We start from the raw sequence: 23,897 nt of genomic DNA, 5'->3' as shown, positions 1-23,897 counted from the left end.
TCGTCGGTACAGGGTGGCGCCGACGATGCCGACCCCGTCGGTCCTACGGGCGGACGAGTAGCCCTGCCTTCAGCGCCTCGATGTCGGACTGGGTGAGGCCCAATCCCTTTCGCACATAACCGTCGAACCTGCCATAGGTCGACTCGGCGGCGGCGAACGACGCCCGCAGCCACGAGATGTTCACGCCGTTGAGCGGATCGTTCGTGGTGCTGTGGCGAAATGTGTTGCTGGCGAGATAATCCTGTTCGACGGTGGCACGGTCGACTCCCAGGATGGTGAGCAGGACCGCCGATGCCCAACCGGTGCGGTCCTTGCCGGCGGAGCAGTGGTAGAGAACGGTGTCGCCCTTGGCGGCGGTGATCTCGATGTCCAGCAGGGTCTTCCGGAACGCCTGGCGTGCGGCCGGGTCTGTGACGAACGCGCGATAGGACGCATTCATGTCGAACAGGCTCGTGGGTGGCTGCGAGCCCAGGACGTCGAAGGACTTCAGGGTCGCCCCTGCCACCGTACGATCCGGTTGGAGTGCGCGTTCGATCTGGGTGCGGAAGTCGACGATCGACGTCACGTGCGCGGCCGCCAGTTTCGCCTGATCGGCCGACGTGATCGACGTCAGGTTGTCGCTACGGATCACCCGCCCGTTGATCGCATGCCCGTCCACGGTGCGGTAGGCGGTGAACGTGCGGGTGTTCTGGGTGCCGGCGAGGTCGAACGCCGCTGGTGCGGGGATCGTCTGTGTCGGGACCGCCGATGCCGGGGCGAGCGTGGTCGTTGCCACCGTGGGAGCACCGACGACCACAAGGGCGGTAACGGTACCCATGAGACGTCGGGTGACGGGGTGGGCGTGGCGAGAACGGTTCATCTCGGACCTTTCGTGCTGTGGAAACGTGGTGCGACGAGCCGACGCGGACGACGTGCCGGTCGACATCGTGGTCGGAGGTGTCAGTCGACCGGACCGGCGACTGACTGTACGCGTTGGGTTCCCGACCTCACGCGGAAGGATCGGGCGTGGTAGCGGGCTGTCTGCGGGTCGGTCTTGTCGGCGAGGAAGTACCAGTCCATCTGGGCCGCGGCGGGCGTCACCGTGAGCACTGCGTATCCGTGTGCATCGAAGTCGTTCCATCGAACGTGGCGGTTGGCCGTCATGATCGCCGCGGGTACCGCATTGCCGACGGTGTGCTCGGGCACCTTGAGGATGTCGTCGATGTTGGATGACGTCACCGACGGCACCACCAGCTCGGTGGCCACTGATCCGGCGGCGGGATAGTCGGCCGCGTCAACCGGTATGTCGCAGGCCCAGGAGGAGTGGATGTCGCCGGTGATGAAGACCACGTTGTCGACGCCATGGTCGCGAATCTGTCGGAGGAGTCGTCGCCGGTCGGCGGTGTAGCCGTCCCACTGGTCGGCGTTGTACGGCACCCCGGCTGCAGGCAATCCGAGCATCTCGGTGAGCGCCGCGGTGTTCCGGGGATCGAGTGGCGGGATGAGCACAGGCGAGATCATCACCGGGTTGCCGACGATCTGCCAGCGTGTTGTCGACGACGTCAGACCACCAGTGAGCCAACGCATCTGGTCGGCACCGGTGATACTGCGCCGTGGGTCGTCGATGCGCCGCGAGGTGGCCGACACCTGCCGGTCGCGGTAGGTGCGCAGGTCGAGCATCGACAGTTCGAGCAGCCGACCATAACGGAGTCGGCGGTAGAGGTGTCGACCGTTGCCCACGGCGTCGGGACGCACCGGCATCCACTCGAAGTAGGCTCTCTCCGACGCGGCCTTGCGGGCAGTCCACGGTCCCTCGCTCGGGTCATGGTTCTCCGCGCCGCCGGCCCACGAGTCGTTGGCGGATTCGTGGTCATCCCAGGTGCAGATCCACGGGAGCAGCCGATGCAACTCGACGAGGTCGGGATCGGTCTTGTACGTGCCATGCCGAATTCGGTAGTCGCGCAGCGTCACCGTCTCATTGGCCGGTTCGACACGCCGGACGGTGCCGGACTTACCGGTGTAACCACCGGTTTCGTACTCGTAGAAGTAGTCGCCGAGGTGGACGATGGCGGCGAGGTCGCGGTGTGCCCGCAGGTGGCGGTAGGCGGCGAAATAGCCGGCCTCCCAGTTGGAACAGGAAACCACGCCGAAGCGCACCCGGGAGATCTCGGCGCCGGCTGCCGGTGCGGTGCGGGTATGTCCCACGGCGGAGACGGCGCCCGCCGCAGATCCCGACTGGCTTCGGAATCGGTACGCGTACCGTGTGTCGGGCGCCAACCCGGTGACGTCGACCTTCACCGTGTGGTCGGACGCGGCCGAGGTCGAGACGGTTCCCGAGGCGGCGATCTGTGTGAACGACGTGTCGCGTGCGATCTCCCAGGCCACATCGGTGGCGGGTCCCAGCCCCGAACCCGGTTGCGCCGCCGCGGTGGGCGTCACGCGTGTCCAGAGGATGACTCCGTCGGGCAGGGGGTCGCCGGACGCCACGCCGTGCGCGAACACCTGCTCAGCTCTTCTCGGAGCGGCCGTGGCACGACCGGCCACGACGACCGGCAGTGCCGCGCCGGTGGCGGCGATGCCGGAGCGCAGGAAGGCCCGGCGGGGAGTGCCCGCCCGCGGGCCCTGCGGGCGGTCTGGATGAGCGGACATGAATCCCCCGAATCTGTGGTCACCGGTTCTCTGGAGCCTATGGCCTGAGTGCCGGTGGCTGCTGACACATCGCCGATCATCATGCGGCATACGAAGCGGTGGAAGCGAGCGCCTGCATCATGGGTCCGCTCGGCCGCGCTGGCGCTTTGCCGTCTGGTCGCCGAACGTTCACCTGCCGTCGGCTGTCGACGACCGCGACCTCTGTCGGCGATCACGGTCGACGGTCAGGTCGGCCGAGGTTCGCCGGCAGCCGCAACGGATCACTCTTCGCGTCGGCGGTGCGGGTTCCCGAGTCGAGCCGTCACGACCACCACCAAGTGGGCCGGATCGTAGAGAGATCCGGAATGGATTGCCGGACAGATGATCGGCCGACGAGGCAACTGCCGCGCAGGCGCCAGGTCTTGTCGGTGGATTCCGATCTGTGGTTTCTGATGACGGGCTGATGTTGTCGTCCTGTCGGTCTGTATTGCGTGTGCGAGCGTCACGAAGGGGGGTGTGGTGTTCTCTTATTCTGATTCGGTTGCTGATGATTTGGTTATGTCGTCGGCCGGGTCGGCGGATCTGGTGGCCGAGGCGTGTGCTGCGTTGCGGTTGAGTCGTCAAGCGCAGGCGCGGGCGTTGTTGTTGGCCTTTCGGATCGGTGAGCAGGTGCATGACGATCTGATGGTGGCGTTGGGTCCGCGCGCGCAGATGAAGGTGCGTCGTCATGCGGAGAAGGCGGCGGTGGGGGAGATCTCGCTGCAGTTGGGGTTGTCGCGGACCAAGGCCGGCAAATGGTATCGGTTGGGGTCGGCGTTGCAGCATCGGCCGAAGCTGCGGATGGCGTATCTCGACGGTGATTACAGCACCAATCGGTTGTCGGAGTTGGTGCATTTTGTCGAAGCGGCACCCGATGTCACACAACACGATTCGACTCCCGACACGGACACCGCGGGCTCAGGTGGCGGTGACGACGACTCTGCCACCGACACCGACACCGGCATCGACACCGACATCGACGCCGAGCCTGCGACGTCCGATCCGGCCGACACGTCCGATCCGGCTGACACCTCTGATCCGGCTGACACGTCCGATCCGGCTGACACGTCCGATCCGGCTGACACCGCCGAGCCGGTCACTGATGTGGAGGACATTGCTCTGAAGTATGGGGCGCGTCCGACGACGGACACGGTGTTGCGCGATGAGTTGGCCGGGGTGGCGATCGGGCTGGATCCGGAGGGGGCGGCCGAAGCACGCAGGGAGTTCGGGCGGGCGTGGCAGAACGTGACCGTGACCAATGACAGTTCCGGGCACGCCAATATCGACGCCTGTGTGCCGGCCGAGTACGGGGTGTTTCTACGTGAGGGGATCGCGGCGTTGCTGCGTGCGCTGGTGTGTCGGCGCGATCCGCGCACGCTGGGTCAACAGCGGGTCGACGCGTTGGCCGAACTCATCAGTGTCCCCGGTGTGCGGCTGACGTGTCGGTGTGGCGACGACGACTGCCCGGCCGGCGGCGGTCCGGCCGGTCCTAGCTGTGGGCCGACCGGTCCGTCCCAGCCCCCCGCACCCGACGGCGACGGCGATGGAGCCGGCGACGATGTGCCCGATAGTGGCGGGTCACCCGACCGTGATGACTGCGCTGACGGTGGCGGCACGATCGAAGCAGATGAGCCTGCCGGGATCGATGATTCACCCGAGCGCGACGATTCAGCGGATGGCGGCGATTCAGTCGACGGCAGCACAGTCGAGGACGGCGCGCCGGACCATTGCCCCGCAACCGATTCCGAGGCGAACCAAGATCACGAAGCGGACCCCGCGGTCAGCCCTGCGCCGGCGCCGTGGACGTTGGTGCTGGATCCGGTCGGCGAAGAGGTGCCCCGACTGCGTGGCTACGGGATGATCGACCCTGCCAAGGCGACCGACCTCGCCGATCGGGCCACCGTGATCACCCTGCCGGACAACCAGAATCGCCGCCCATCCGGGCTGATCGTGGTTGGTGAGCGCGGGCCGGCGCCACCGGTGGATCCGTGCGGGCATGGCGGGCACGACCTGCCGTCGCCGGGAGCGCTCACCTATGCGCCGTCGGCGAGGTTGCGTGAGCAGATTCTGCTGTCGGATCTGTACTGTCGATACCCGTTCTGCGGCCGACCTGCTCACGAATGCGAGCTCGACCATCTGGTGAAGTTTCGGCCCGGCGAGCCGCTCGCCGGTGGCTGGACCGTGCCCGAGAACCTGGTGCCGTTGTGTCGGCCCGATCATCAGCGCAAACACCTGGGGTTCTGAACAGTTCGTTGGTTTGTGAGTAGACGTGATCGAAGGTGTGTATTTGTTGGCGTGTGTAGTTGGCTGTGTGGGCGCGGTCGCAGGGTGTTCATCGGTGGACGGCGTATCGGTGGTTTCGTGAGGGTTGTATGCCGGTTCCTGCTCGGCGGTTGGGGTCGGGGACGATGTGGGTGGTGACTTCGGTCACCGAGCCTGTTGGTCGGGCTGTTGTGTGTGCGCGGGTGTCCTGGCATGACCAGCGGGCTGATCTGGACCGGCAGGTCGCGTGGGTGAGTGAGTGGGCCACGGTCAATGGGCACACGGTTGGCGAGGTCGTGTCCGAGGTCGGCTCGGGCTTGAATGGCAAGCGGCCGAAGATTCGGCGGGTGTTGTCGGACCCGTCTGCAACAGTGGTGATCGTGGGGCACAGGGACCGTCTGGCGCGGTTCGGGGTCGAGCACCTCGACGCTGCATTGTCGGTGCAGGGCCGTCGTATTGTGGTGGCCGACGACGGCGAGAGTGACGATGATCTGGTCCGCGACATGATCGAGGTCCTGGCGTCGATGTGTGCCCGCCTGTACGGGCGGCGAGGAGCACGCAACCGGGCCATGCGGGCGGTCGCCGCGGCGAAGCAACCCGACGCGTGGGCTGTGTGATGGCCGTGAGGTTCCAGATTCCGGACGGGCATGTGCTACAGGCGTACCAGTACGCACTCGATCCGTCCGATGGGCAGGTCGGGGTGTTGGAGTCGCATGCTGGTGGTGCGCGGTTCGCATACAACACGATGCTGCGGGCGGTGAAGGCGAATCTGTCGCAGCGGGAGGCCGAGAAGTCCTACGGGATCGCTCCTGAGGACCTGACCCCGTCGCTGAGGTGGTCGTTCCAGTCATTGCGGAATGAGTTCAACCGCCGCAAGCACCAGGTGGCCCTCGACGAGGACGGGTTGCCGTGGTGGCCGGTGAACTCGAAGGAGGCCTACGCCGGGGCGTGCAGGAACCTATCGGAGGCGTTGGCGAACTTCGATGCCAGCCGACAAGGCGCCCGTGGTGGTGCGCGTGTGGGGTTCGCGTCGTTTAAATCGAAACGGTCGACCCGCACGTTCACCTTCACCACCGGCGCAATCCGCGTCGAGCCTGACCGCCATCACGTGAGGTTGCCCAAACTCGGCGCTGTCCGGGTCCATGAGTCGACTCGCAAGCTCGCGCGGCGCCTGGAATCGGGTACGGCACGGATTCTCCGGGCCACAGTGCGATTCGAGCGCGGCCGGTGGCTGGTCAGCTTCACCTGTGTCGTCGCCCGCGCCGTGCAGCGGCCCCCACACGTCAAGCTGGTCGCACCGGTGGTCGGGATCGATCTGGGGGTGAAAGACCTTGTTGTCGCCGCGACCCCGGAGGGCAGGGAGGTGATGCGGGTTCGGGCACCGAAGGAACTCTGCCATGCCGGGCGGCGGTTGCGGGCGTTGCACCGCAAAGCGGCCCGCCAGCAGGGCCCGTGGGACGACCCCGCAGGTACGCCCCGGCAGGAGCCGTCGGCCGGGTGGCGGCGTACCCAACAGCAGCTCGCCCGCGAGCACGCGCGGGTCGCGACCCTGCGGCGTGACCGACTCCACAAACTCACCACCCGGTTGGCGCAGTCGTTCGAGGTGATCGGTACCGAGACGCTCGCGGTGAAGAACATGATGGCCGCCGGTAGTGCCCGCAAACGCGGGTTGAATCGTTCGATCGCTGATGCCGGGCTCGGTGAGTTCTTCGGGCAGCTCGACTACAAGACCGGCTGGTACGGCTCGACATGCGTGCGAGTCGATCGGTGGTATCCAAGCTCGAAGACGTGTTCTGGCTGCGGGTCAGTGAAAACCAAACTGGCCCTGTCAGAACGCCTCTACCAGTGCAGTAACGGCGACTGCGGGTTGCAGATCGATCGTGATCTCAACGCCGCAATCAACCTCGCACGCTATGCGCGAGCGGAGCACAGTGCCTGCTTCGACAATGGTGGAGCCGACCGTAAGACGACCGCTCCGGCGGCGCTGGTGGCGATGAAACCTGAATCCGGTAACGGAAGCGCCTCACCGCAAGGCGAGGCTGCCTGATGAACGAGCACACTCACCTTTGCTCACCAACAGGCAACGGATGTGGATACCGACCATGAACACCGACCGCACCATCGCCTGGCGGAACCCGGTCACCGGGCAAGTGCTTGTCACGTATCCGCGGTGACGGGCCCAGCGCGGGCGCATCCTCGCAGGCTCGGAGGCTCCTCAGGGGCCGGGTGGTGACGCTGGCAGGCTCGGAGGCTCCTCATGGCACGGGTGGTGACGCTCGCAAGCGCGCGCCACAGGGCGCCGCCCCGGAGTGACGCCTAGGGATTTCGGCGATCCCTAAGGAGGTCCGGAGCGGCGGCAGAGGACCGTCACGAAGGGTCCGTCACGTGGCTCGTTCCTCGCGGATCGAAGTGGGCGTCGGAGGGGTTCGGCGCACGCCGGGTCTGGCGCGCCGAGCCTCATCGGAGCACGATCTCTACCATGGCGACCTCGATGGACGAACTGACGATGTCCCGGTTGCACTCGCTGCGCTGGGCGGCGATGCATCGACGCGTGCGTGCATTCGTCGACGGCGACACGATCGTCGACTCGCACAACGCGATTCTCGTGTGGGAACCGGATCGGGTGGTCGGGTACTACGCCGTACCGGCCACAGATCTGGACGGGCGGGCGATGAACCCGGTTCCCATCACGCCCTCCACCGACCGGCCGCCCATCCTCACACCCGACAATGCTTTTTCGATCCACACGTGTCCGGGCACTGCCTGGGACATCCAGACACCGGCCCGAGTACTCGCCGAAGCCGGTTTCAGTCCAGAAGATCCCGATCTGGCCGACCACATCGTCCTCGACTGGGATGCCTTCGACGAATGGCGGGACGAGGAACAGGTGGCGCTCGCCCATCCGCACGACCCGTTCAAGCGGATCGACTGTCTGTCAACCAGCAGGCATGTCGTGGTCCGGGTGGGAGGGACCGTGATCGCGGACAGCCAGCGGCCGACACTGCTACTCGAGACCCACCTACCCCCGCGGCACTACATTCCGCGTGAGGATGTCCGGATGGATCTGCTTGTTCCGAGCGAGACGACCACAACGTGTGCATACAAAGGCCACGCCAGGTATTGGTCGGTGGCGGTCGACGGGCATGTCGAGTCCGACGTCGCGTGGAGCTACCCGCACCCGCTTCCGGATGGCGAACCCGTGCGCGATCTGATCTGCTTCTACGACCATCGCGTCGACGTCACGGTCCACCCGGCAGGGTGACCGACACGGTCCGGTGCGGCTGGTGGACAATCGACGGAGCCGTCCCGGCGAGAAGACGGGGCCCTGCGGCGCTGGAGGTGAGGAGGACCGTTGTCCGAGTTGGTACCGCTGAAGGTGCAGATGGTGGCTGCGACCGAGTTCACCCCGCCGCCGGACGTCGAGTGGAGTACCGACGCCGACGGCGGTGAAGCGCTGGTCGAATTCTCCGGTCGGGCGTGCTACCAGAGCTGGGACAAGCCGAATCCGCGGACGGCCACCAACGCCGGATATCTGCGCCACATCCTCGAGGTAGGGCACCTGTCGCTCCTCGAGCACGCGTCGGTGACCTTCTACATCACCGGTATCTCGCGGTCCTGCACCCATGAGCTGATCCGGCATCGGCACTTCTCGTACTCGCAGCTGTCTCAACGCTTCGTCCCCGAGCACGACTCCAATGTGGTCGCGCCACCGGCGATCCGTGGTGACACCGAACTCGAGGCGCTCTTCGCCGAGGCCACCGATGCGAGCCGCAAGGCCTACAGCGAGCTGCTCGACGCGTTGGAGGCCAAGTTCGCCGACGTCCCGAACGCGATCCTGCGCCGCAAGCAGGCGCGACAGGCGGCGCGGTCGGTGCTGCCCAACGCCACCGAGACCAAAATCGTCGTGACCGGCAATTATCGGGCCTGGCGCCACTTCGTCGGCATGCGCGCCACCGAGCACGCCGACGTCGAGATCCGTCAACTCGCGGTCGAGTGCCTACGGCAACTGATGCGGGTTGCGCCGACGGTCTTCGGAGACTTCGAGATCGGCACCCTCTCAGACGGAACCGAGGTCGCGACCTCGCCTTTTGTGCTCGAAGGCTGACCGGCGCGACACAGTCCGCCCGTATGCGTCAGCGCACTATGGAGCAGGTAGCCTTGAGCACCATGACCGCAGGCGCAGACCAGCTGCACACACACCCGTTCGGGACCATCGGCGTCGCCATGGTGACTCCGTTCACATCGGACGGTGCGCTGGATCTGGACAAGGCCGCAGAACTGGCCGATCACCTGGTGTCGAAGGGGTGCGACGGACTGATCGTGTCCGGCACGACCGGTGAGTCGCCGACCACAACGGTGCCCGAGAAACTGGACCTGCTGCGTGTCGTGCTGGACGCCGTGGGCGACCGCGCCCGCATCACCCAGGGCGCCGGCAGCTACGACACCGCCGAGAGCGTCCGGTTCTCCATCGAGGCGGAGAAGATCGGCGCCCACGGACTGCTGGTGGTGACCCCGTACTACTCCAAGCCCCCGCAAGCCGGTGTGCTCGCCCACTTCCGGACGATCGCCGATGCGACCGACCTGCCGGTGATGGTCTATGACATCCCCGGACGCTCGGTGGTTCCCGTCGCCAACGAGACCATGCTCGCACTCGCCGAACATCCACGGATCAAGGCTGTGAAGGACGCCAAGGGCGACCTGCATTCGGCCGCCGGGATCATCGCTTCCACCGATCTCGAGTACTTGTCCGGTGAGGATGCCCTGAACCTGCCGTGGCTGTCGGTCGGCGCGACCGGTTTCGTCAGCGTGATCGGACACCTTGTCGCAGACCGGTTGCGGGACATGCAGATCGCCTTCGACAAGGGTGACGTGGTCACCGCGCGCGACATCAACACGTCGATGCTGCCGCTGGTCAACGCGATGGGCCGGCTCGGCGGGGTGACCATGGTCAAGGCATCGCTGCGCATCCTCGGGTTCGACGTCGGTCATCCACGGTTACCCCAGGTGCCTGCCGACGGTCCTCAGATCGAGGCGCTCATCGCCGATCTGCGGGCAGCAGGTGTGTTGGACCGATGACCGAACCCCGCCGTCGCCGCAGTGCCCGTCGCCAGGCCGGCCCCCCGGCAACGCCCCCGGAACAACCGACCGAGAACACCGCCCGGGACACGCCGCCGAAGCAGCCCAAAGAGCAGTCGCAAGACGCCAAACACGCTGCGACACGACCGGATCGGCCACAGCCTGCCGCGGCACGTTCGGGTGGCGGCCGCCATGAACGGCGCCGCGGTGACAACCGCGGTCGGGGAAACCAGAGTGCGGCAACCGTGCCCGCCGTCGACCGGCTGGGCACCCCGCGCCGCGCGCCGCGGAACGGGCTGCGCATCGTCGCGCTCGGCGGAATCGGCGAAATCGGCCGCAACATGACGGTTTTCGAGTACGGCGGTCGCCTCCTGATCGTCGACTGCGGCGTCCTGTTCCCCGAGGATGCCCAGCCCGGCGTGGACCTGATCCTGCCCGACTTCACCTACATCGAAGACCGGATGGACGACGTCGACGCGATCATCCTCACGCACGGTCACGAGGATCACATCGGTGCGATCCCGTTCTTGCTGCGACTGCGCAGTGACATCCCTGTGATCGGGTCCAAGTTCACGCTGGCGCTGGTCGAGGCGAAGTGCCGCGAGCATCGCCTGCGGCCGAAGCTGATACAGGTCACCGAAGGCGAACGCACCACCCACGGGCCGTTCGAGTGTGAGTACTTCGCCGTCAACCATTCCATCCCGGATGCGATCGCGGTCGCGATCCGAACCGGGGCCGGCACCGTGCTCCACACCGGCGACATCAAGCTCGACCAGCTCCCGCTCGACGGCCGACTCACCGATCTCGCGGGATTCAGCCGGCTCGGCGACGAGGGTGTCGATCTGTTCCTGGTCGACTCGACCAACGCCGAGGTCCCCGGCTTCGTCACGCCCGAACGCGAGATCGGGGGAGTCCTCGATCAGGTGATCGGACGCGCCAAACAGCGAGTGATCGTGGCGTCCTTCGCAAGCCACGTGCACCGCATCCAGCAGATCGTCGACGTTGCCGACGCGCACAACCGGCGCATCTGCTTCGTCGGGCGGTCAATGGTGCGCAACATGCAGATCGCCCAGGATCTCGGCTACCTCACGGTGCCCGACGGTGTACTCGTCGACCTCGACACCGCCGCGACGCTGCCCGACCACCGGCTCGTGCTGATCTCGACCGGCTCCCAGGGAGAACCGCTGTCCGCCCTGTCGCGGATGGCCCGCGGCGAGCATCGGCAGATCAACATCCGCGCCGACGACCTGGTGGTGCTGGCGTCGTCACTGATCCCGGGCAACGAGAACTCGGTGTTCGCGGTGGTCAACGGGCTCGCGAAGCGAGGCGCCACGGTCATCACGCAGCAGAGTGCCAAGGTGCATGTCTCCGGACATGCGTCGGCCGGCGAATTGCTGTATCTCTACAACGCTGTTCGTCCGTCGAATGTGATGCCGGTGCACGGAGAGTGGCGGCACCTGCGGGCCAACGCCGCGCTGGCGGTGGCGACCGGGGTCGCCGAGGACCGGGTCGTGCTGGCCGAGGACGGCGTGGTCGTCGACCTCGTCGACGGCCGCGCGGAGATCGTCGGCCGGGTTCCCGTCGGCCACGTGTACGTCGACGGTCTGTCCGTCGGTGACGTCGGCGAATCGACCCTCTCGGAGCGACTCGTGCTCGGTGAGGGCGGGTTCATCGCCATCACCATCGCCATCGATGCGGCCACCGGACGAGCGGTCAGCGCGCCGGAGGTCTCCGGACGCGGATTCTCCGACGATCCCGACGCCTTGAAGGCGGCAGCGGACCTCGTCGATCAGGCGCTGGATGCGTTGGCCGCCGAAGGCGTGACGGACGCGCACCGGATCGCGCAGACCATTCGTCGGGTTGTCGGACGGTGGGTCGCCGACACGTATCGCCGTCGCCCGATGATCGTGCCGACCGTGCTCGCTGTCGGCGCCTGAGCGGCTCACGCGCCCGGGGAGGCCCGTCGGCGCCGCTAGGCTGGGGCTGTGACACTCGCACAGGAAGAACGCGCCGCTCTCGTCGACACCCTGCGATCGGTCGGACCCGACGCGCCCACTCTCTGCGACGGCTGGACCACCCGGGATCTGGCCGCCCACCTTGTCGTACGTGAACGGCGTCCCGACTCCGCCCCGGGGATCATGATCAAACAGTTCGCCGGGTACACCGAGAAGGTGCGTGCGGCTGCGGCCGAGACCGAATCGTGGGATGCGCTGCTGGAAAAGCTCGCGAGTGGCCCGGCGGTCTATTCGCCGCTCAAACTGGTCGACCGCTGGGCGAATCTCGCCGAGATGTTCGTCCACCACGAGGACGTGCTCCGCGGCGCCGCGTCGCACGACCAGGCATGGACGCCGAGAGAACTGTCCCCGGAGATGGGCCGGGCACTTCTCGGCGCGGCCAAGTCGACGGGCCGCATGACGCTGCGGAACTCGCCGGCGAAGGTGACGCTGCGCACCACCGACGGCCATGAGGTCGTGACGGCTGGGCACGGTGAGCCCGTGGCGGTGACCGGTACCCCCGGCGAACTCGTACTGTTCGTGTTCGGTCGTTCTCCGCTCGACGTGAGCTTCGAGGGCGAGGAGCAGATCGTCAGTTCGGTGAAGATCGCGAAGCGGGGTATCTAGGCCCTTGATTGCCTAGGACCTTGATTGCCTAGGCCCTCGATCCCACCAAGTTACGAATTCGACACGCAAACGCGTTGTCAGTGTTGCCCATGTGACTGGCGTGACGCCTGGCGACTAGTCTGTCGGTATGGCGTCGAGAGCAACCACGGGTGCGCGCAAAACCGGTGCACAGAAGACACCGGCGCGCGCGACCGCGGGAACGACCAAGTCGGGCTCGCGGGGGACACGCAGCACCAACGCACGCAAGAGCACCTCAGGTGGCGCTCGCAGCAGCGCGACCCGACGCAGCGGCTCGTCGGCCGGGCGGAGCGCGAGCCGCCAGAGCGCGGACGCGTCCGCCGACATCCATCGACGTTCGGTCGCCGCCAGCGGCGCGTCCGCGGTCGGTCGCGGCCTCGGAGCCGGATGGTCACTGATGGCGCGGGGCGTCGGAAGTCTCGCGCGCGTGGGCGGCACGGACAGCGACCCCGCCCGTGAACCCGACGAGATCTCGGACGACGGATTCGATCTCGACGGACCGATCGTCGACGACGAACCCGACCGGACCCACAGGTCGGCGGCACATCGACGTCCGGCGGGTCGGCCCGCCCGAGATCTCACCGGTCACACCCATCGACGCGACGGAGCCGCCCTCGCCATTCTCGCGCTCGGATTGCTCGTCGGTGCGAGCGTGTGGTTCGGAGCCGCCGGGCCGGTCGGAGCGTTCATCGAGGCGCTCATCCGCGCGATCGTGGGCGCCGTTTCGGTGATGATGCCGATCGCACTGGTGGGGCTGGCCGTCGTCCTGATGCGTCGCCCACCCAACCCTGCGCAACGCGCGCGGTATCTGGGAGCCGGACTGCTGATCGTGCTGCCGGTGCTCGGGCTCATCCACCTCGTTGCCGGTGCGCCGGTCGATCTTCCGGGGCGCTCGGCGGCGGGCGGATTCCTCGGCTTCGCTGTCGGCACCCCGTTGACCAACGGAGTGACGGCGTGGATCTCGGTACCGATCCTGGTGTTGTGCATCGCCTTCGGCGCGCTGATCCTCAGCGGGAAGACGGTTCGCGAGGTGGCCGACGGCGTGTCCGGGTACCTCGGGCTCGGACATCTCCGCGGCTACGCCGACGACGTCGCGCCCTGGGACGATCTCGACGACGAGGACGTCGACGAGGACATCGACGGGCCTCTCGCGGTGGAGGACCAGGTGACCGAGATCGTCGACACCGGCGCCGGCTACTCGACCGACCCGTATGACAACTATCCGCCGGACGCCGAGCCGGTGCGTCGCAGTCGGCGACGCCGCCGACCGGCGGACCCGGACGTGGACGCCGCCGACTTCGCGGCCGCGACCACGGTGCCCCTCGACGACGAGGTCACCGAACGCATCGCCCGACCCGGCACGGAACCCGACGACGAACCCGCGGCGCCATCGCGCGCGAGCACGGGCCGGGGATCTGCGCGACCCAAGACCGCCCGTTCGAAGACACCCGACGACTCGGATGCGGTACCCGATTCCGGGGGACTGGTCGATCGTGCGGTGGACGGGGAGTACGTGCTCCCGCCGTCGAGCCTGTTGATCGACGGCGACCCGCCCAAGCAGGGCGGGCGGTCCAACGACGAGATGATCGACCGGATCGGCGGTGTCCTCGAACAGTTCAAGATCGATGCCGCGGTCACCGGATACACCCGCGGGCCGACGGTTACGCGTTACGAGGTCGAACTCGGGCCGGGTGTGAAGGTCGAGAAGATCACCGCGCTGCAGCGCAACATCGCCTATGCGGTGGCCACCGACAACGTGCGCCTGCTCGCTCCGATCCCGGGTAAGTCGGCGGTCGGCATCGAGGTGCCCAACACCGACCGCGAGATGGTGCGCCTGGCCGACGTCCTCAAGTCGCCCAAGACGCGCAAGGACACCCATCCGCTGGTGATCGGTCTCGGCAAGGACATCGAAGGTGAGTTCGTGAGTGCGAATCTCGCCAAGATGCCGCACCTTTTGGTCGCCGGTTCGACGGGGTCGGGCAAGTCGAGTTTCGTCAACTCGATGCTGGTGTCGCTGTTGACGCGTGCGACGCCGGAAGACGTCCGGATGATCCTCATCGATCCCAAGATGGTGGAGCTGACCCCCTACGAGGGCATCCCGCACCTGATCACGCCGATCATCACCCAGCCGAAGAAGGCAGCCGCCGCTCTGGCGTGGCTGGTCGAGGAGATGGAGCAGCGCTACCAGGACATGAAGGCGTCGCGGGTGCGCCACATCGACGACTTCAACTCGAAGGTGCGCTCCGGCGAGATCACCACGCCGCTGGGCAGTGAGCGTGTCTACAAGCCGTATCCGTACATCATGGCCATCGTCGACGAGCTCGCCGACCTGATGATGACCGCGCCGCGCGACGTCGAGGATGCGATCGTGCGGATCACGCAGAAGGCGCGTGCGGCGGGCATCCATCTCGTGTTGGCGACCCAGCGACCGTCCGTGGATGTGGTCACCGGGTTGATCAAGACGAACGTGCCCTCCCGGCTGGCATTTGCGACGTCGTCGTTGACCGACTCCCGCGTCATCCTCGATCAGCCCGGCGCCGAGAAGTTGATCGGCATGGGTGACGGCCTGTTCCTGCCGATGGGCGCGAACAAGCCGATCCGCATGCAGGGTGCGTTCATCACCGACGAAGAGATCCAGGCTGTCGTCGACTTCACCCGCGAGCAGAGCGAGCCCGAGTACACCGAAGGCGTGACGACGGCGAAGGCCGGCGACAAGAAGGAGATCGACGGCGATATCGGCAACGATCTCGACGATCTGCTCCAGGCGATCGAGCTGGTGGTGTCGAGTCAGTTCGGCTCGACGTCGATGCTGCAGCGCAAGCTCCGGGTCGGGTTCGCCAAGGCGGGCCGACTGATGGACTTGATGGAGACGCGCGGTGTCGTCGGACCCAGTGAGGGGTCGAAGGCCCGCGACGTGCTCGTGAAGCCCGAAGACCTGGCCGGCGTGATCGCCTCCATCACCGGCGGCGGGGACGACACCCCGGACGAGTAGCCGATCGGTCAGTTCAGTCCGTGCTCGGCCAGCCAGGCCTGTGCGCGACGCGCCGACGCGCGGGAGAGCCAGGCGTCCTGGATGACCTCCGCAAGCTCGGCGACCGACAGTTCGGCGACCCTGGACGTCCGGAGCAGAACCGACGGGTGACCGTTGAAGTGTGCGGTGGTGAAGAACGGTGAATCGGGGTCCTGGACGAGCGCGAGCTTGTCCGCGTCCGACGGCACCCAGATGACCACGACGTCGTCGTAGCGTTCGCCGGTATCCGGATCGCGCGCGTCCGGGCGCGGGTTGCGGAAGAACACGAATGACTTGCCACCGACCTGGTAGATGGGCCGGTCGGTGGACGTGCCGACATCCGTGACGTGCGGCATCCCGCCCGCGATGGCGCGGATGTCGTCGACGGTCGCCGGGCGGTGCGTGTCCGACATGGTGCAACCGTACCTGCGTGTACTACGCTGGGCGACGATCGAAGAGGGGAGTATCCCCATCCTCGTGGCGTTTCCGTCAATACGGTCGCACGGGCCATGATGCCGATCATCATGGCGCGCCCGACCCGGATTCGTCGGTCGGATCGACGGCGTGCGCCGGCTCCGGCGGGAGAGACCTCTGGCATCGCACCCTTGTGCTGCGCGCTGGAGGATCGCATCAATGGATATTTCTACAACTGTCTGGATTGTCACCTGTGTGGTGATCGCCGCCCTTTTCGTCTTCGACTTCTTTGCCCACGTTCGGGTACCGCACGCCCCATCCCTGAAGGAGTCGGGGTTCTGGTCCGCGGTCTACATCTCGATCGCGATCGTGTTCGGGCTTTTCGTGTGGTGGAAATGGGGCCACACCTACGGCGGTGAGTACTTCGCGGGCTACGTGACCGAGAAAGCACTCTCGGTGGACAACCTGTTCGTCTTCGTCATCATCATGTCGAAGTTCGCCGTACCCAAGGAGTACCAGCAGAAGGTGCTGCTGCTCGGCATCGTGATGGCCCTGCTGCTGCGTGGTCTGTTCATCGTGGTCGGCGCGGCCGCGATCAACGCTTACGCCTGGGTGTTTTACCTTTTCGGCGCGTTTCTCATCTACACCGCTGTGAAACTCATCAAGGACACCGACGATCCGGTCGAGCACGAGGAGCAACGCGAGACCCGGCTCGAGCGGTTCGTCAAGCGCTACCTGCGCACCTCCGACGACTACGACGGTGACAAGCTGTTCACCAAGAAGAACGGCAAGCGCCTCGCGACACCGATGCTGATGGTGCTGATCGTCATCGGCTTCACCGACGTCCTGTTCGCCCTGGACTCGATCCCGGCGATCTACGGTCTCACCCAGGAGCCCTACCTGGTCTTCGCGGCGAACGCGTTCGCCCTGATGGGGTTGCGCCAGCTGTACTTCCTGCTGGGTGGACTACTGGATCGGCTGGTCTACCTGTCCTACGGACTCTCGTTCATCCTGGCGTTCATCGGTGTGAAGCTGGTGCTGCACGCGCTGCACGAGAACACCCTGCCGTTCATCAACGGTGGCGAGCACGTGTCGGTGCCGGAGGTGTCGACGGCGGTCTCGTTGGGTGTGATCGTGCTGACGCTGGTCATCACCACGGTCGCGAGCCTGCTGAGGTCGCGGAGCACGGCACAGGCCGAGAAGTGAGCGGATCGCTGTCGGCGGTGTGAGTGATGCGGCGCTTGCTGGTGGGTCCCTGAGGGTGCTTCGCTGGGTCGCCTCACCCGGGTGCCGATGAGCTGAGCCTCGCCCGTCGCCTTCCACCGCTCCCTGAGGAGCCTCGCGGGACAAACAAGGAAACGCGTCACCACCGGTCCCTGAGGAGCCTCGCGAGGAACGAGCGATGCGTCACCACTGCTCCCTGAGGAGCCTCGCGAGGAACGAGCGATGCGTCACCACTGCTCCCTGAGGAACGAGCGATGCGTCACCACCGCTCCCTGAGGAACGAGCGATGCGTCACCACCGCTCCCTGAGGAACGAGCGATGCGTCACCACCGCTCCCTGAGGAGCGAGCGATGCGTCACCCACTCGATCCCTGAGGAGCCTCGCGAGGAACGAGCGATGCGTCACGAAGGGCCCTTCGTGACGCATCCTCGCAGGCTCGGAGGCTCCTCAGGGACCGGTTCCTCAGGGAGCGGGTGGTGACGCGTGCTCGTCGGCTGCTCAGGGACCGGGTGGTGATGCGGTCCCGCCGGCTCAGGCGCGGCTCAGGGCTCGAACGGTCCGAAGACCTGCGTCCATTCGACCACTCGCACACCGTCGACCGCCCGGTGCGCGTTGAACGGGTCGTTGGCCAAGAATGCTTCGGCGCCGTCGAGGCTGTCGGCGCGCACGAGGATGAGCGCGCCGGTTCCGTCCGGGTAGGGGCCGACCATCAGCACATTCCCCGCCTGGTGCTCCTCGCCCAGCCATGTGCGATGCAGCGGACGGTATTCGTCACGCAGCGCTGCCTTTGCGGGCGCGTAGCTGTAGTGCACGGCGAAGATCGCCATCGTGGGCTCCTGTCGTGATCAGTTGAGAGTGGCCAGCATCCGGGTGTTGCCGAGCGTATTCGGCTTCACGTAGCTGAGGTCGAGGAACTCGGCGACACCGGTGTCATACGAGCGGCACATCTCTTCGAAGACCTCTCGGGTCACCGGTGTCCCGTCGATCTCGGCGAACCCATGCCGCGCGAAGAACGACGTCTCGAAGGTGAGCACGAACACCCGGGACAGCTGCAGTTCGCGCGCCATGTCCATCAGTCGTGCCACGAGTCGATGCCCGATGCCTCGGCCGGCATGCCCGGTGTCGACCGCGACCGTGCGCACCTCGCCGAGGTCGGCCCAGAGCACATGCAAGGCGCCGCACCCGACAACCACGTCGTCGAGGTCGGCGACCCAGAACTCCTGAACCGCCTCGTAGAGGGTCACGAGGTTCTTCTCCAGAAGAATCCGGCCCGCGTACTGGTCGATCAATTCCTTGATCCGCGGCACATCGGAGGTGCGGGCACGCCGGATGGTCACATCGCCGGGGGGCGTCGCCGGGCCTGGTCGGGTGCGTGAACCCGTGGGCACCGACGACGTCGGCTCAGATGTCGGCTCAGGGGCGACAGGGGGCATGGCACCACACAGTAGTCGCCATCGTGATTGGCGCGCACGGCGATTTCGGGCCCGCGCACGCGTCGATCCGAGGGCTCGTCGAGCGGTCCGCACGACCGCCGTGCGGCCGCAGGACGACCTGAACGTCGGGGGTCGGAGGCACAGCCGATAGGCTGGCACTGTGCGGGAGCAGTATCGCCGGGTCAGGACGCGACCACAAGAGATCGGCGCATCGTGACCGATCGTGTACGTCGCGCGGTCGAGAAGCGGGGAATCGCCGACGCCGGACGCGGTCCCGATCACATCACCGACCCGGTCGATCCGGTGCCGGTGGTCAACATCGCCAACGCGCTCACCGTCTTTCGGATCGTGCTGGTCCCGGTCTTCATCGCCGCCCTGTTCATTGGTGGTGGCCATGACACCGGATGGCGCATCGCTGCCGCGGTGATCTTCGCGGTGGCGGCGATCACCGATCGTTACGACGGCCGGCTGGCGCGCAGGCGGGGCCTGGTCACCGACTTCGGGAAGCTGGCCGATCCGATCGCCGACAAGGCCCTCATCGGATCTGCACTGGTCGGGCTCTCGATACTGGGCGACCTGTCGTGGTGGGTCACCGCGGTGATCCTCGCGCGAGAGCTCGGTGTCACGGCGTTGCGATTCTGGGTGCTGCGTCATGGCGTGATCCCGGCGAGCCGCGGCGGAAAGCTCAAGACGCTCCTCCAGGCAGTGGCGATCGGTCTCTACCTGCTGCCACTGGCCGGAGCCTGGCACGTGGTGGCCGCGATCATCATGGGGGTCGCGGTGGTCATCACGGTCATCACCGGATGTGACTACGTCTGGCAGGCGTTGGCGCTGCGGCGGCGTTCGACCGCGCCGCGAAACCCTCGACGCGACGACGACGCGCGGACCGACGTCGGACACCGCTGACACGCTGGTGTTCGCCCTCGGCGCAACGACCGTGTCGTCGGCCGAGCCGGGCGGCACCCATCGGGATATTCGACTACTGTCGTCGGCACGGGCGATGGGTGCATCGTCGGGAACCGGATACGGTGTCCCGAACGTTGTGGTATCGGCTTGACCCGATGTCACGGGCAGCAAGCAGTGAGGAGGACCTCGATGGCAGTGCTACTGCGGGAGGCGCTGGGCGACACTCTGCGCCGAGTGCGTACCGCGCAGGGCCGGACCCTGCGTGAGGTATCCACCGACGCCAGGGTCAGCCTCGGATACCTCTCCGAGGTCGAGCGCGGACAGAAAGAGGCCTCGAGCGAATTGCTCGCGGCGATCTGCGACGCGCTCGACGTCGAGATCGCCGAGCTTCTTCTCGACATCGGACTCGCGATGCTCCCGGCCGGCAGTGAACGGCTGGTCGGAGCGGAGGCGCTCGTGGCCGCCGGGGACGTGGGAGTGCTCGACGCCAAGGTCGTCATCCCGGGCCCGGCGGGTCACTCCGAGACGGCTGCGCTCGCGGCGGCGTGACGCCACCGGCCGTCCGTCGTCGACACATCGCCGCGCGGCCGTCGCAACGGCTAGATTGGTTACACACCGCACCGAACCCCGGACAATGGAGTTGACTCGAAGCATGGCGAACCCGTTCGTGAAGTTGTGGCGCTACCTGATGGCAGCCGGCAACGCGAAGATCGACGAGAACGCGGACCCGAAGATCCAGATTCAGCAGGCGATCGAGGACGCGCAACGTCAGCATCAAGCGCTGTCCCAGCAAGCCGCATCGGTCATCGGCAACCAGCGTCAGCTGGAGATGAAACTCAACCGGCAGCTCGAGGAGATCGAGAAGCTGCAGGCCAACACGCGTCAGGCGCTGACGCTCGCCGATCAGGCCAGTGCCGCCGGTGACGCCGCGAAGGCGCAGGAGTACACGAACGCCGCGGAAGCATTCGCGGCCCAACTGGTGACCGCCGAGCAGAGCGTCGAAGACCTCAAGGTCCTCCACGACCAGTCTCTGCAGGCCGCCGAGCAGGCCAAGCAGGCGGTGGAGCGCAACGCGATGATGTTGCAGCAGAAGCTCGCGGAGCGGTCCAAGCTCCTCAGCCAGCTCGAGCAGGCGAAGATGCAGGAACAGGTGAGTGCGTCGCTCAACCAGATGAGTGAGCTCGCCGTTCCGGGCAACACCCCGAACCTCGACCAGGTCCGTGACAAGATCGAGCGTCGGTACGCCAACGCGCTCGGTCAGGCCGAGCTCGCGCAGAACTCGGTCCAGGGTCGGATGCAGGAGGTCGAGCAGGCAGGCGTCCAGATGGCCGGACACGCGCGCCTCGAACAGATCCGGGCGAGCATGCACGGCGGCGCGCTGCCGTCCTCGGGCGCCGCGAACGCCCAGCCCGTGGCCCAGCCTGCGCAGCCGTCCGTCCAACCCGCAACCGAGCAGCCGCCCCAGACGGGCAACTGAACATCGGCTGACCGACCACCGACTCAACGGCCTCCCACCGGCGTGGGAGGCCGTTGACCGCTCTCGAGGAGATCCGTGGCACGAATCGGTGTCGTCGCGGGACCGGATGCAGGACATGCGTTTCCGGCGTTCGCGCTCGCAGAGCGACTGACTGCCGACGGTGACGACGTGGTCGTCTACACAGGCGCGCAATGGTGTCGGACGGCGGGGGAGCGCGGCGTCGAGGTGGTCGAACTGCCCGGCCTCGCCGTGCAGGACGGCGACGACGACACCGACGCGGGTGCAAAGCTCAGTCGGCGGGCGGCCCGGATCGCTGTGGCGTTGGCGCCAGACCTCGTCGCGCGCGACACCGATCTGGTGATCTCCGACGTGATCACCGTGGGTGGTGGCTGGGCGGCCGAACTCGCGGGCCTGCCATGGATCGAGCTGTCCCCCCATCCGCTGTACCTGCCCTCGCGTGGACGGCCGCCGATCGGTTCCGGACTCGAACCCGGCCGCGGTGCCGCAGGCCGGTTGCGGGACGCGGCGATGCGTGCCCTGACCGCTCGCTCCCTGCGCGTCGGGGAGCGGCAACGGGCCGGGGCGAGGGCGGAGATCGGACTGACGGGCCACAGTGGATGCCCTGTCGCCCGTTTCGTCGCGACGCTGCCGGCGCTGGAGGTGTGGCGGCCCGACTGGCCCGAGAACACCCACCTCGTCGGCCCGTTGCTGTGGGAGCCGACCGACGCCCTGTTCGATCGTCCGTCCGGTGCGGGTCCGCTGGTGCTCGTCGCCCCGTCGACGGCCGCCACCGGGGCAGCGGACATGGCCTCCACCGCACTCGCCGCGCTCACCGAGGAGTCACTCGGAATGCCTGTGCGGGTGGTTGTCTCGGCCCTGAGCCCGCCGACCGCGATGGGAGAGTCCGATCATGTGGTGGTGGGGACGGCGCGGCAGGACGAGATCCTCGCCGACACCGATCTGGTCATCTGCGGTGCCGGGCACGGCATGCTGGCGAAGGCGTTGTCGGCCGGTGTGCCGGTGGTCACCGCGCCGGGTGGCGGTGACCAATGGGAGTTGGCCAATCGGGTACGGAGACAGGGCAGTGGGCTGCTGGTACGCCCGGTCGCGGTGGAGCCGATGGCCAGAGCGGTCCGGCAGGTGCTCACCGATCCCGTGTTCGCCGCGGCTGCCTCCCGCGCCGCCGCCTCGGCACGGGATGTGGTCGATCCGGTGCGGATCGTGCGGCGATTGCTGCGGCGCTGACACCGGGCCGCCGCGGAGACGGTGCCACGGTGACGGCCCGGGTCCTCACGTAGGCTGGCCGCGTGCGTCTGACCGAATTCACCGAGCTGCTCACCTCCGAATTCGGCGAACAGTCGGCTGATTCGATTCTGGCCGACCATGTTCTGATCGATTTCGGGGGACGGACCGGGTCGCAGGCGATCGAGGCCGGGATCGATCCGCGGGACGTCTGGGTGGCCATCTGCCGAGACTTCGACGTCCCGCGCGAACGCTGGTAGTCGCCGACTTCGGGTGAGCTGCGCCCGCCACGCGTGTCGCGCTTGCCATCGAACACATGTTCGTCCATTCTTGTCTCAGTGGAACCAAACACCGGTCGTTGAGCGTCCAAGGATGTGATCACGAGTGATGGACGAGCACGAGTCGAGAACAATGTCGTACCCCGTGGCTAACGTGCAAGCACATGGTCACAGCCACAGACGGTCCCAACCACAGACCCACACACGGCCGGCCCCGGCCTAGAGTTCGGAGGAGAACCCCGATGGCAGCAGCACCCCAGGACAGGGAGAAGGCGCTCGATCTGGCACTCGCGCAGATCGACAAGAACTTCGGCAAGGGTTCGGTCATGCGGCTCGGTGAGGAGACGCGCCAGCCGATCGAGGTCATCCCCACCGGTTCCATCTCACTGGATGTCGCGTTGGGTATCGGTGGTCTCCCGCGTGGCCGGGTCGTCGAGATCTACGGGCCGGAATCCTCCGGCAAGACCACAGTGGCCCTGCATGCGGTCGCCAATGCACAGGCGCAGGGCGGCATCGCGGCGTTCATCGACGCCGAGCACGCGCTCGACCCCGACTATGCCGCCAAACTCGGCGTCGACACCGATGCACTGCTGGTGTCGCAGCCCGACACCGGTGAGCAGGCGTTGGAGATCGCGGACATGCTGATTCGCTCCGGCGCACTGGACATCCTGGTGATCGACTCGGTTGCCGCACTGGTGCCCAAGGCCGAGATCGAGGGCGAGATGGGCGACAGTCACGTCGGTTTGCAGGCACGCCTGATGAGTCAGGCGTTGCGCAAGATGACCTCGGCGCTGAGCAACTCCAAGACCACGGCGATCTTCATCAATCAGCTGCGCGAGAAGATCGGTGTCATGTTCGGATCGCCGGAGACCACCACGGGCGGCAAGGCACTCAAGTTCTATTCGTCGGTCCGGCTGGACGTTCGTCGTATCGAGACGCTCAAGGACGGGACCGATGCGGTCGGCAACCGTACCCGGGTGAAGGTCGTCAAGAACAAGGTGGCGCCGCCGTTCAAGCAGGCCGAGTTCGACATCCTCTACGGTCACGGGATCAGCAAGGAGGGATCGCTGATCGACATGGGTGTGGCGGAAGGCTTCATCCGCAAGTCCGGTTCCTGGTTCACCTATGAGGGTGATCAGCTCGGTCAGGGCAAGGAGAACGCCCGGAAGTTCCTGATCGAGAACGATGACATCCGCGACGAGATCGAGAAGAAGATCAAGGAGAAGCTCGGCATCGGCGCCGTTGTCGACGCCGACGACGTCGCTCCCGCACCGGTGGAGTTCTGACCGT

At 66.8% G+C, this 23,897-nt stretch carries 21 protein-coding genes; 16 read left to right on the top strand and 5 right to left on the bottom strand.

Annotated features, from left to right (window positions below; genetic code table 11):
* Positions 1-43: 43 nt before the first annotated feature.
* On the bottom strand, positions 44-817 hold the full coding sequence (locus AC4AMJ_RS12625; protein WP_489918196.1) for a tyrosine-protein phosphatase: 774 nt from the start codon (positions 815-817) through the stop codon (positions 44-46).
* A gap of 122 nt (positions 818-939) precedes the next feature.
* Positions 940-2,628 carry an alkaline phosphatase D family protein gene (locus AC4AMJ_RS12620; RefSeq protein WP_489918195.1) on the bottom strand — a complete coding sequence of 563 codons (1,689 nt, stop codon included), beginning with the start codon at positions 2,626-2,628 and terminating at the stop codon, positions 940-942.
* A 495-nt stretch (positions 2,629-3,123) separates the two neighbouring features.
* Between AC4AMJ_RS12620 and AC4AMJ_RS12615 the strand changes: the two genes are divergently transcribed.
* The 9 genes from AC4AMJ_RS12615 (at position 3,124) to AC4AMJ_RS12575 (ending at position 15,615) form a co-directional block, all read left to right on the top strand.
* Entirely contained in the window at positions 3,124-4,890 is a 1,767-nt protein-coding gene (locus AC4AMJ_RS12615; RefSeq protein WP_489918194.1) for an HNH endonuclease signature motif containing protein, read from the top strand.
* Positions 4,891-4,949: 59 nt separating this feature from the next.
* Positions 4,950-5,525, top strand: coding sequence for an IS607 family transposase (locus AC4AMJ_RS12610; RefSeq protein WP_489918193.1), 576 nt, complete (start codon positions 4,950-4,952; stop codon positions 5,523-5,525).
* Positions 5,525-6,955 carry an IS607 family element RNA-guided endonuclease TnpB gene (gene tnpB / locus AC4AMJ_RS12605; protein ID WP_489918192.1) on the top strand — a complete coding sequence of 477 codons (1,431 nt, stop codon included), beginning with the start codon at positions 5,525-5,527 and terminating at the stop codon, positions 6,953-6,955. The genes AC4AMJ_RS12610 and tnpB overlap by 1 nt, the downstream gene beginning before the upstream one ends.
* A 432-nt stretch (positions 6,956-7,387) precedes the next feature.
* Positions 7,388-8,170, top strand: coding sequence for a DUF427 domain-containing protein (locus tag AC4AMJ_RS12600; protein WP_489918191.1), 783 nt, complete (start codon positions 7,388-7,390; stop codon positions 8,168-8,170).
* Between the two features lie 90 nt (positions 8,171-8,260).
* Positions 8,261-9,013 (top strand): FAD-dependent thymidylate synthase, encoded by a 753-nt coding sequence (gene thyX / locus AC4AMJ_RS12595; protein ID WP_489894720.1) that lies wholly within the window; start codon positions 8,261-8,263, stop codon positions 9,011-9,013.
* Between the two features lie 62 nt (positions 9,014-9,075).
* Positions 9,076-9,984 (top strand): 4-hydroxy-tetrahydrodipicolinate synthase, encoded by a 909-nt coding sequence (gene dapA / locus AC4AMJ_RS12590; protein WP_489894722.1) that lies wholly within the window; start codon positions 9,076-9,078, stop codon positions 9,982-9,984.
* Positions 9,981-11,921: a ribonuclease J gene (locus AC4AMJ_RS12585; protein ID WP_489894724.1), complete on the top strand. Its 1,941-nt coding sequence runs from the start codon at positions 9,981-9,983 to the stop codon at positions 11,919-11,921. Before dapA ends, AC4AMJ_RS12585 begins: the two co-directional genes overlap by 4 nt.
* A 48-nt stretch (positions 11,922-11,969) precedes the next feature.
* Entirely contained in the window at positions 11,970-12,605 is a 636-nt protein-coding gene (locus tag AC4AMJ_RS12580; RefSeq protein WP_489918190.1) for a TIGR03085 family metal-binding protein, read from the top strand.
* Between the two features lie 127 nt (positions 12,606-12,732).
* The gene (locus AC4AMJ_RS12575; RefSeq protein WP_489918189.1) at positions 12,733-15,615 is read left to right on the top strand and encodes an FtsK/SpoIIIE family DNA translocase; all 2,883 of its coding nucleotides are present in this window, start codon (positions 12,733-12,735) and stop codon (positions 15,613-15,615) included.
* A gap of 8 nt (positions 15,616-15,623) precedes the next feature.
* Here the strand turns inward: AC4AMJ_RS12575 and AC4AMJ_RS12570 are convergent, their stop codons facing one another.
* Positions 15,624-16,046: an MmcQ/YjbR family DNA-binding protein gene (locus AC4AMJ_RS12570; RefSeq protein ID WP_489918188.1), complete on the bottom strand. Its 423-nt coding sequence runs from the start codon at positions 16,044-16,046 to the stop codon at positions 15,624-15,626.
* A 220-nt stretch (positions 16,047-16,266) separates the two neighbouring features.
* On the opposite strand from AC4AMJ_RS12570, the gene AC4AMJ_RS12565 reads away from it, so the two are divergent.
* A complete protein-coding gene (locus AC4AMJ_RS12565) occupies positions 16,267-17,253 on the top strand; it encodes a TerC family protein (RefSeq protein WP_489894732.1) in 987 nt (328 codons plus the stop codon).
* Positions 17,254-17,813: 560 nt separating this feature from the next.
* Here the strand turns inward: AC4AMJ_RS12565 and AC4AMJ_RS12560 are convergent.
* Both AC4AMJ_RS12560 and AC4AMJ_RS12555 read right to left on the bottom strand, forming a co-directional pair.
* On the bottom strand, positions 17,814-18,098 hold the full coding sequence (locus AC4AMJ_RS12560) for a YciI family protein (protein WP_489918187.1): 285 nt from the start codon (positions 18,096-18,098) through the stop codon (positions 17,814-17,816).
* Between the two features lie 18 nt (positions 18,099-18,116).
* Positions 18,117-18,704: an amino-acid N-acetyltransferase gene (locus AC4AMJ_RS12555; RefSeq protein ID WP_489894736.1), complete on the bottom strand. Its 588-nt coding sequence runs from the start codon at positions 18,702-18,704 to the stop codon at positions 18,117-18,119.
* Positions 18,705-18,917: 213 nt separating this feature from the next.
* Between AC4AMJ_RS12555 and pgsA the strand changes: the two genes are divergently transcribed.
* The 6 genes from pgsA to recA all read left to right on the top strand — a co-directional run bounded on the left by pgsA (position 18,918) and on the right by recA (position 23,893).
* The gene (pgsA, locus tag AC4AMJ_RS12550) at positions 18,918-19,610 is read left to right on the top strand and encodes a CDP-diacylglycerol--glycerol-3-phosphate 3-phosphatidyltransferase (protein ID WP_489894738.1); all 693 of its coding nucleotides are present in this window, start codon (positions 18,918-18,920) and stop codon (positions 19,608-19,610) included.
* A gap of 189 nt (positions 19,611-19,799) precedes the next feature.
* Positions 19,800-20,159 carry a helix-turn-helix domain-containing protein gene (locus AC4AMJ_RS12545; RefSeq protein ID WP_489894739.1) on the top strand — a complete coding sequence of 120 codons (360 nt, stop codon included), beginning with the start codon at positions 19,800-19,802 and terminating at the stop codon, positions 20,157-20,159.
* Between the two features lie 103 nt (positions 20,160-20,262).
* Positions 20,263-21,087 (top strand): PspA/IM30 family protein, encoded by an 825-nt coding sequence (locus tag AC4AMJ_RS12540; protein WP_489918186.1) that lies wholly within the window; start codon positions 20,263-20,265, stop codon positions 21,085-21,087.
* Positions 21,088-21,162: 75 nt separating this feature from the next.
* Entirely contained in the window at positions 21,163-22,332 is a 1,170-nt protein-coding gene (locus AC4AMJ_RS12535) for a glycosyltransferase (protein ID WP_489918185.1), read from the top strand.
* Positions 22,333-22,394: 62 nt separating this feature from the next.
* Entirely contained in the window at positions 22,395-22,589 is a 195-nt protein-coding gene (locus AC4AMJ_RS12530) for a DUF3046 domain-containing protein (protein WP_489894745.1), read from the top strand.
* A gap of 260 nt (positions 22,590-22,849) precedes the next feature.
* A complete protein-coding gene (recA, locus tag AC4AMJ_RS12525; RefSeq protein WP_489894747.1) occupies positions 22,850-23,893 on the top strand; it encodes a recombinase RecA in 1,044 nt (347 codons plus the stop codon).
* Positions 23,894-23,897 lie beyond the last annotated feature (4 nt).

Source organism: Gordonia sp. LMA484 (assembly GCF_058129505.1).
This window is presented reverse-complemented; position numbering and strand designations above follow the sequence as displayed.

Excerpts from the sequence above, each read along its gene's own strand:
- AC4AMJ_RS12555 (WP_489894736.1), bottom strand. The coding sequence starts at position 18,704 with ATGCCCCCTGTCGCCCCTGAGCCGACATCTGAGCCGACGTCGTCGGTG.
- AC4AMJ_RS12565 (WP_489894732.1), top strand. The coding sequence starts at position 16,267 with ATGGATATTTCTACAACTGTCTGGATTGTCACCTGTGTGGTGATCGCC.
- AC4AMJ_RS12620 (WP_489918195.1), bottom strand. The coding sequence starts at position 2,628 with ATGTCCGCTCATCCAGACCGCCCGCAGGGCCCGCGGGCGGGCACTCCC.
- AC4AMJ_RS12585 (WP_489894724.1), top strand. The coding sequence starts at position 9,981 with ATGACCGAACCCCGCCGTCGCCGCAGTGCCCGTCGCCAGGCCGGCCCC.
- tnpB (WP_489918192.1), top strand. The coding sequence starts at position 5,525 with ATGGCCGTGAGGTTCCAGATTCCGGACGGGCATGTGCTACAGGCGTAC.
- AC4AMJ_RS12625 (WP_489918196.1), bottom strand. The coding sequence starts at position 817 with ATGGGTACCGTTACCGCCCTTGTGGTCGTCGGTGCTCCCACGGTGGCA.
- AC4AMJ_RS12570 (WP_489918188.1), bottom strand. The coding sequence starts at position 16,046 with ATGTCGGACACGCACCGCCCGGCGACCGTCGACGACATCCGCGCCATC.
- AC4AMJ_RS12560 (WP_489918187.1), bottom strand. The coding sequence starts at position 18,098 with ATGGCGATCTTCGCCGTGCACTACAGCTACGCGCCCGCAAAGGCAGCG.
- AC4AMJ_RS12575 (WP_489918189.1), top strand. The coding sequence starts at position 12,733 with ATGGCGTCGAGAGCAACCACGGGTGCGCGCAAAACCGGTGCACAGAAG.
- recA (WP_489894747.1), top strand. The coding sequence starts at position 22,850 with ATGGCAGCAGCACCCCAGGACAGGGAGAAGGCGCTCGATCTGGCACTC.
- AC4AMJ_RS12600 (WP_489918191.1), top strand. The coding sequence starts at position 7,388 with ATGGCGACCTCGATGGACGAACTGACGATGTCCCGGTTGCACTCGCTG.
- AC4AMJ_RS12545 (WP_489894739.1), top strand. The coding sequence starts at position 19,800 with ATGGCAGTGCTACTGCGGGAGGCGCTGGGCGACACTCTGCGCCGAGTG.
- AC4AMJ_RS12540 (WP_489918186.1), top strand. The coding sequence starts at position 20,263 with ATGGCGAACCCGTTCGTGAAGTTGTGGCGCTACCTGATGGCAGCCGGC.
- dapA (WP_489894722.1), top strand. The coding sequence starts at position 9,076 with ATGACCGCAGGCGCAGACCAGCTGCACACACACCCGTTCGGGACCATC.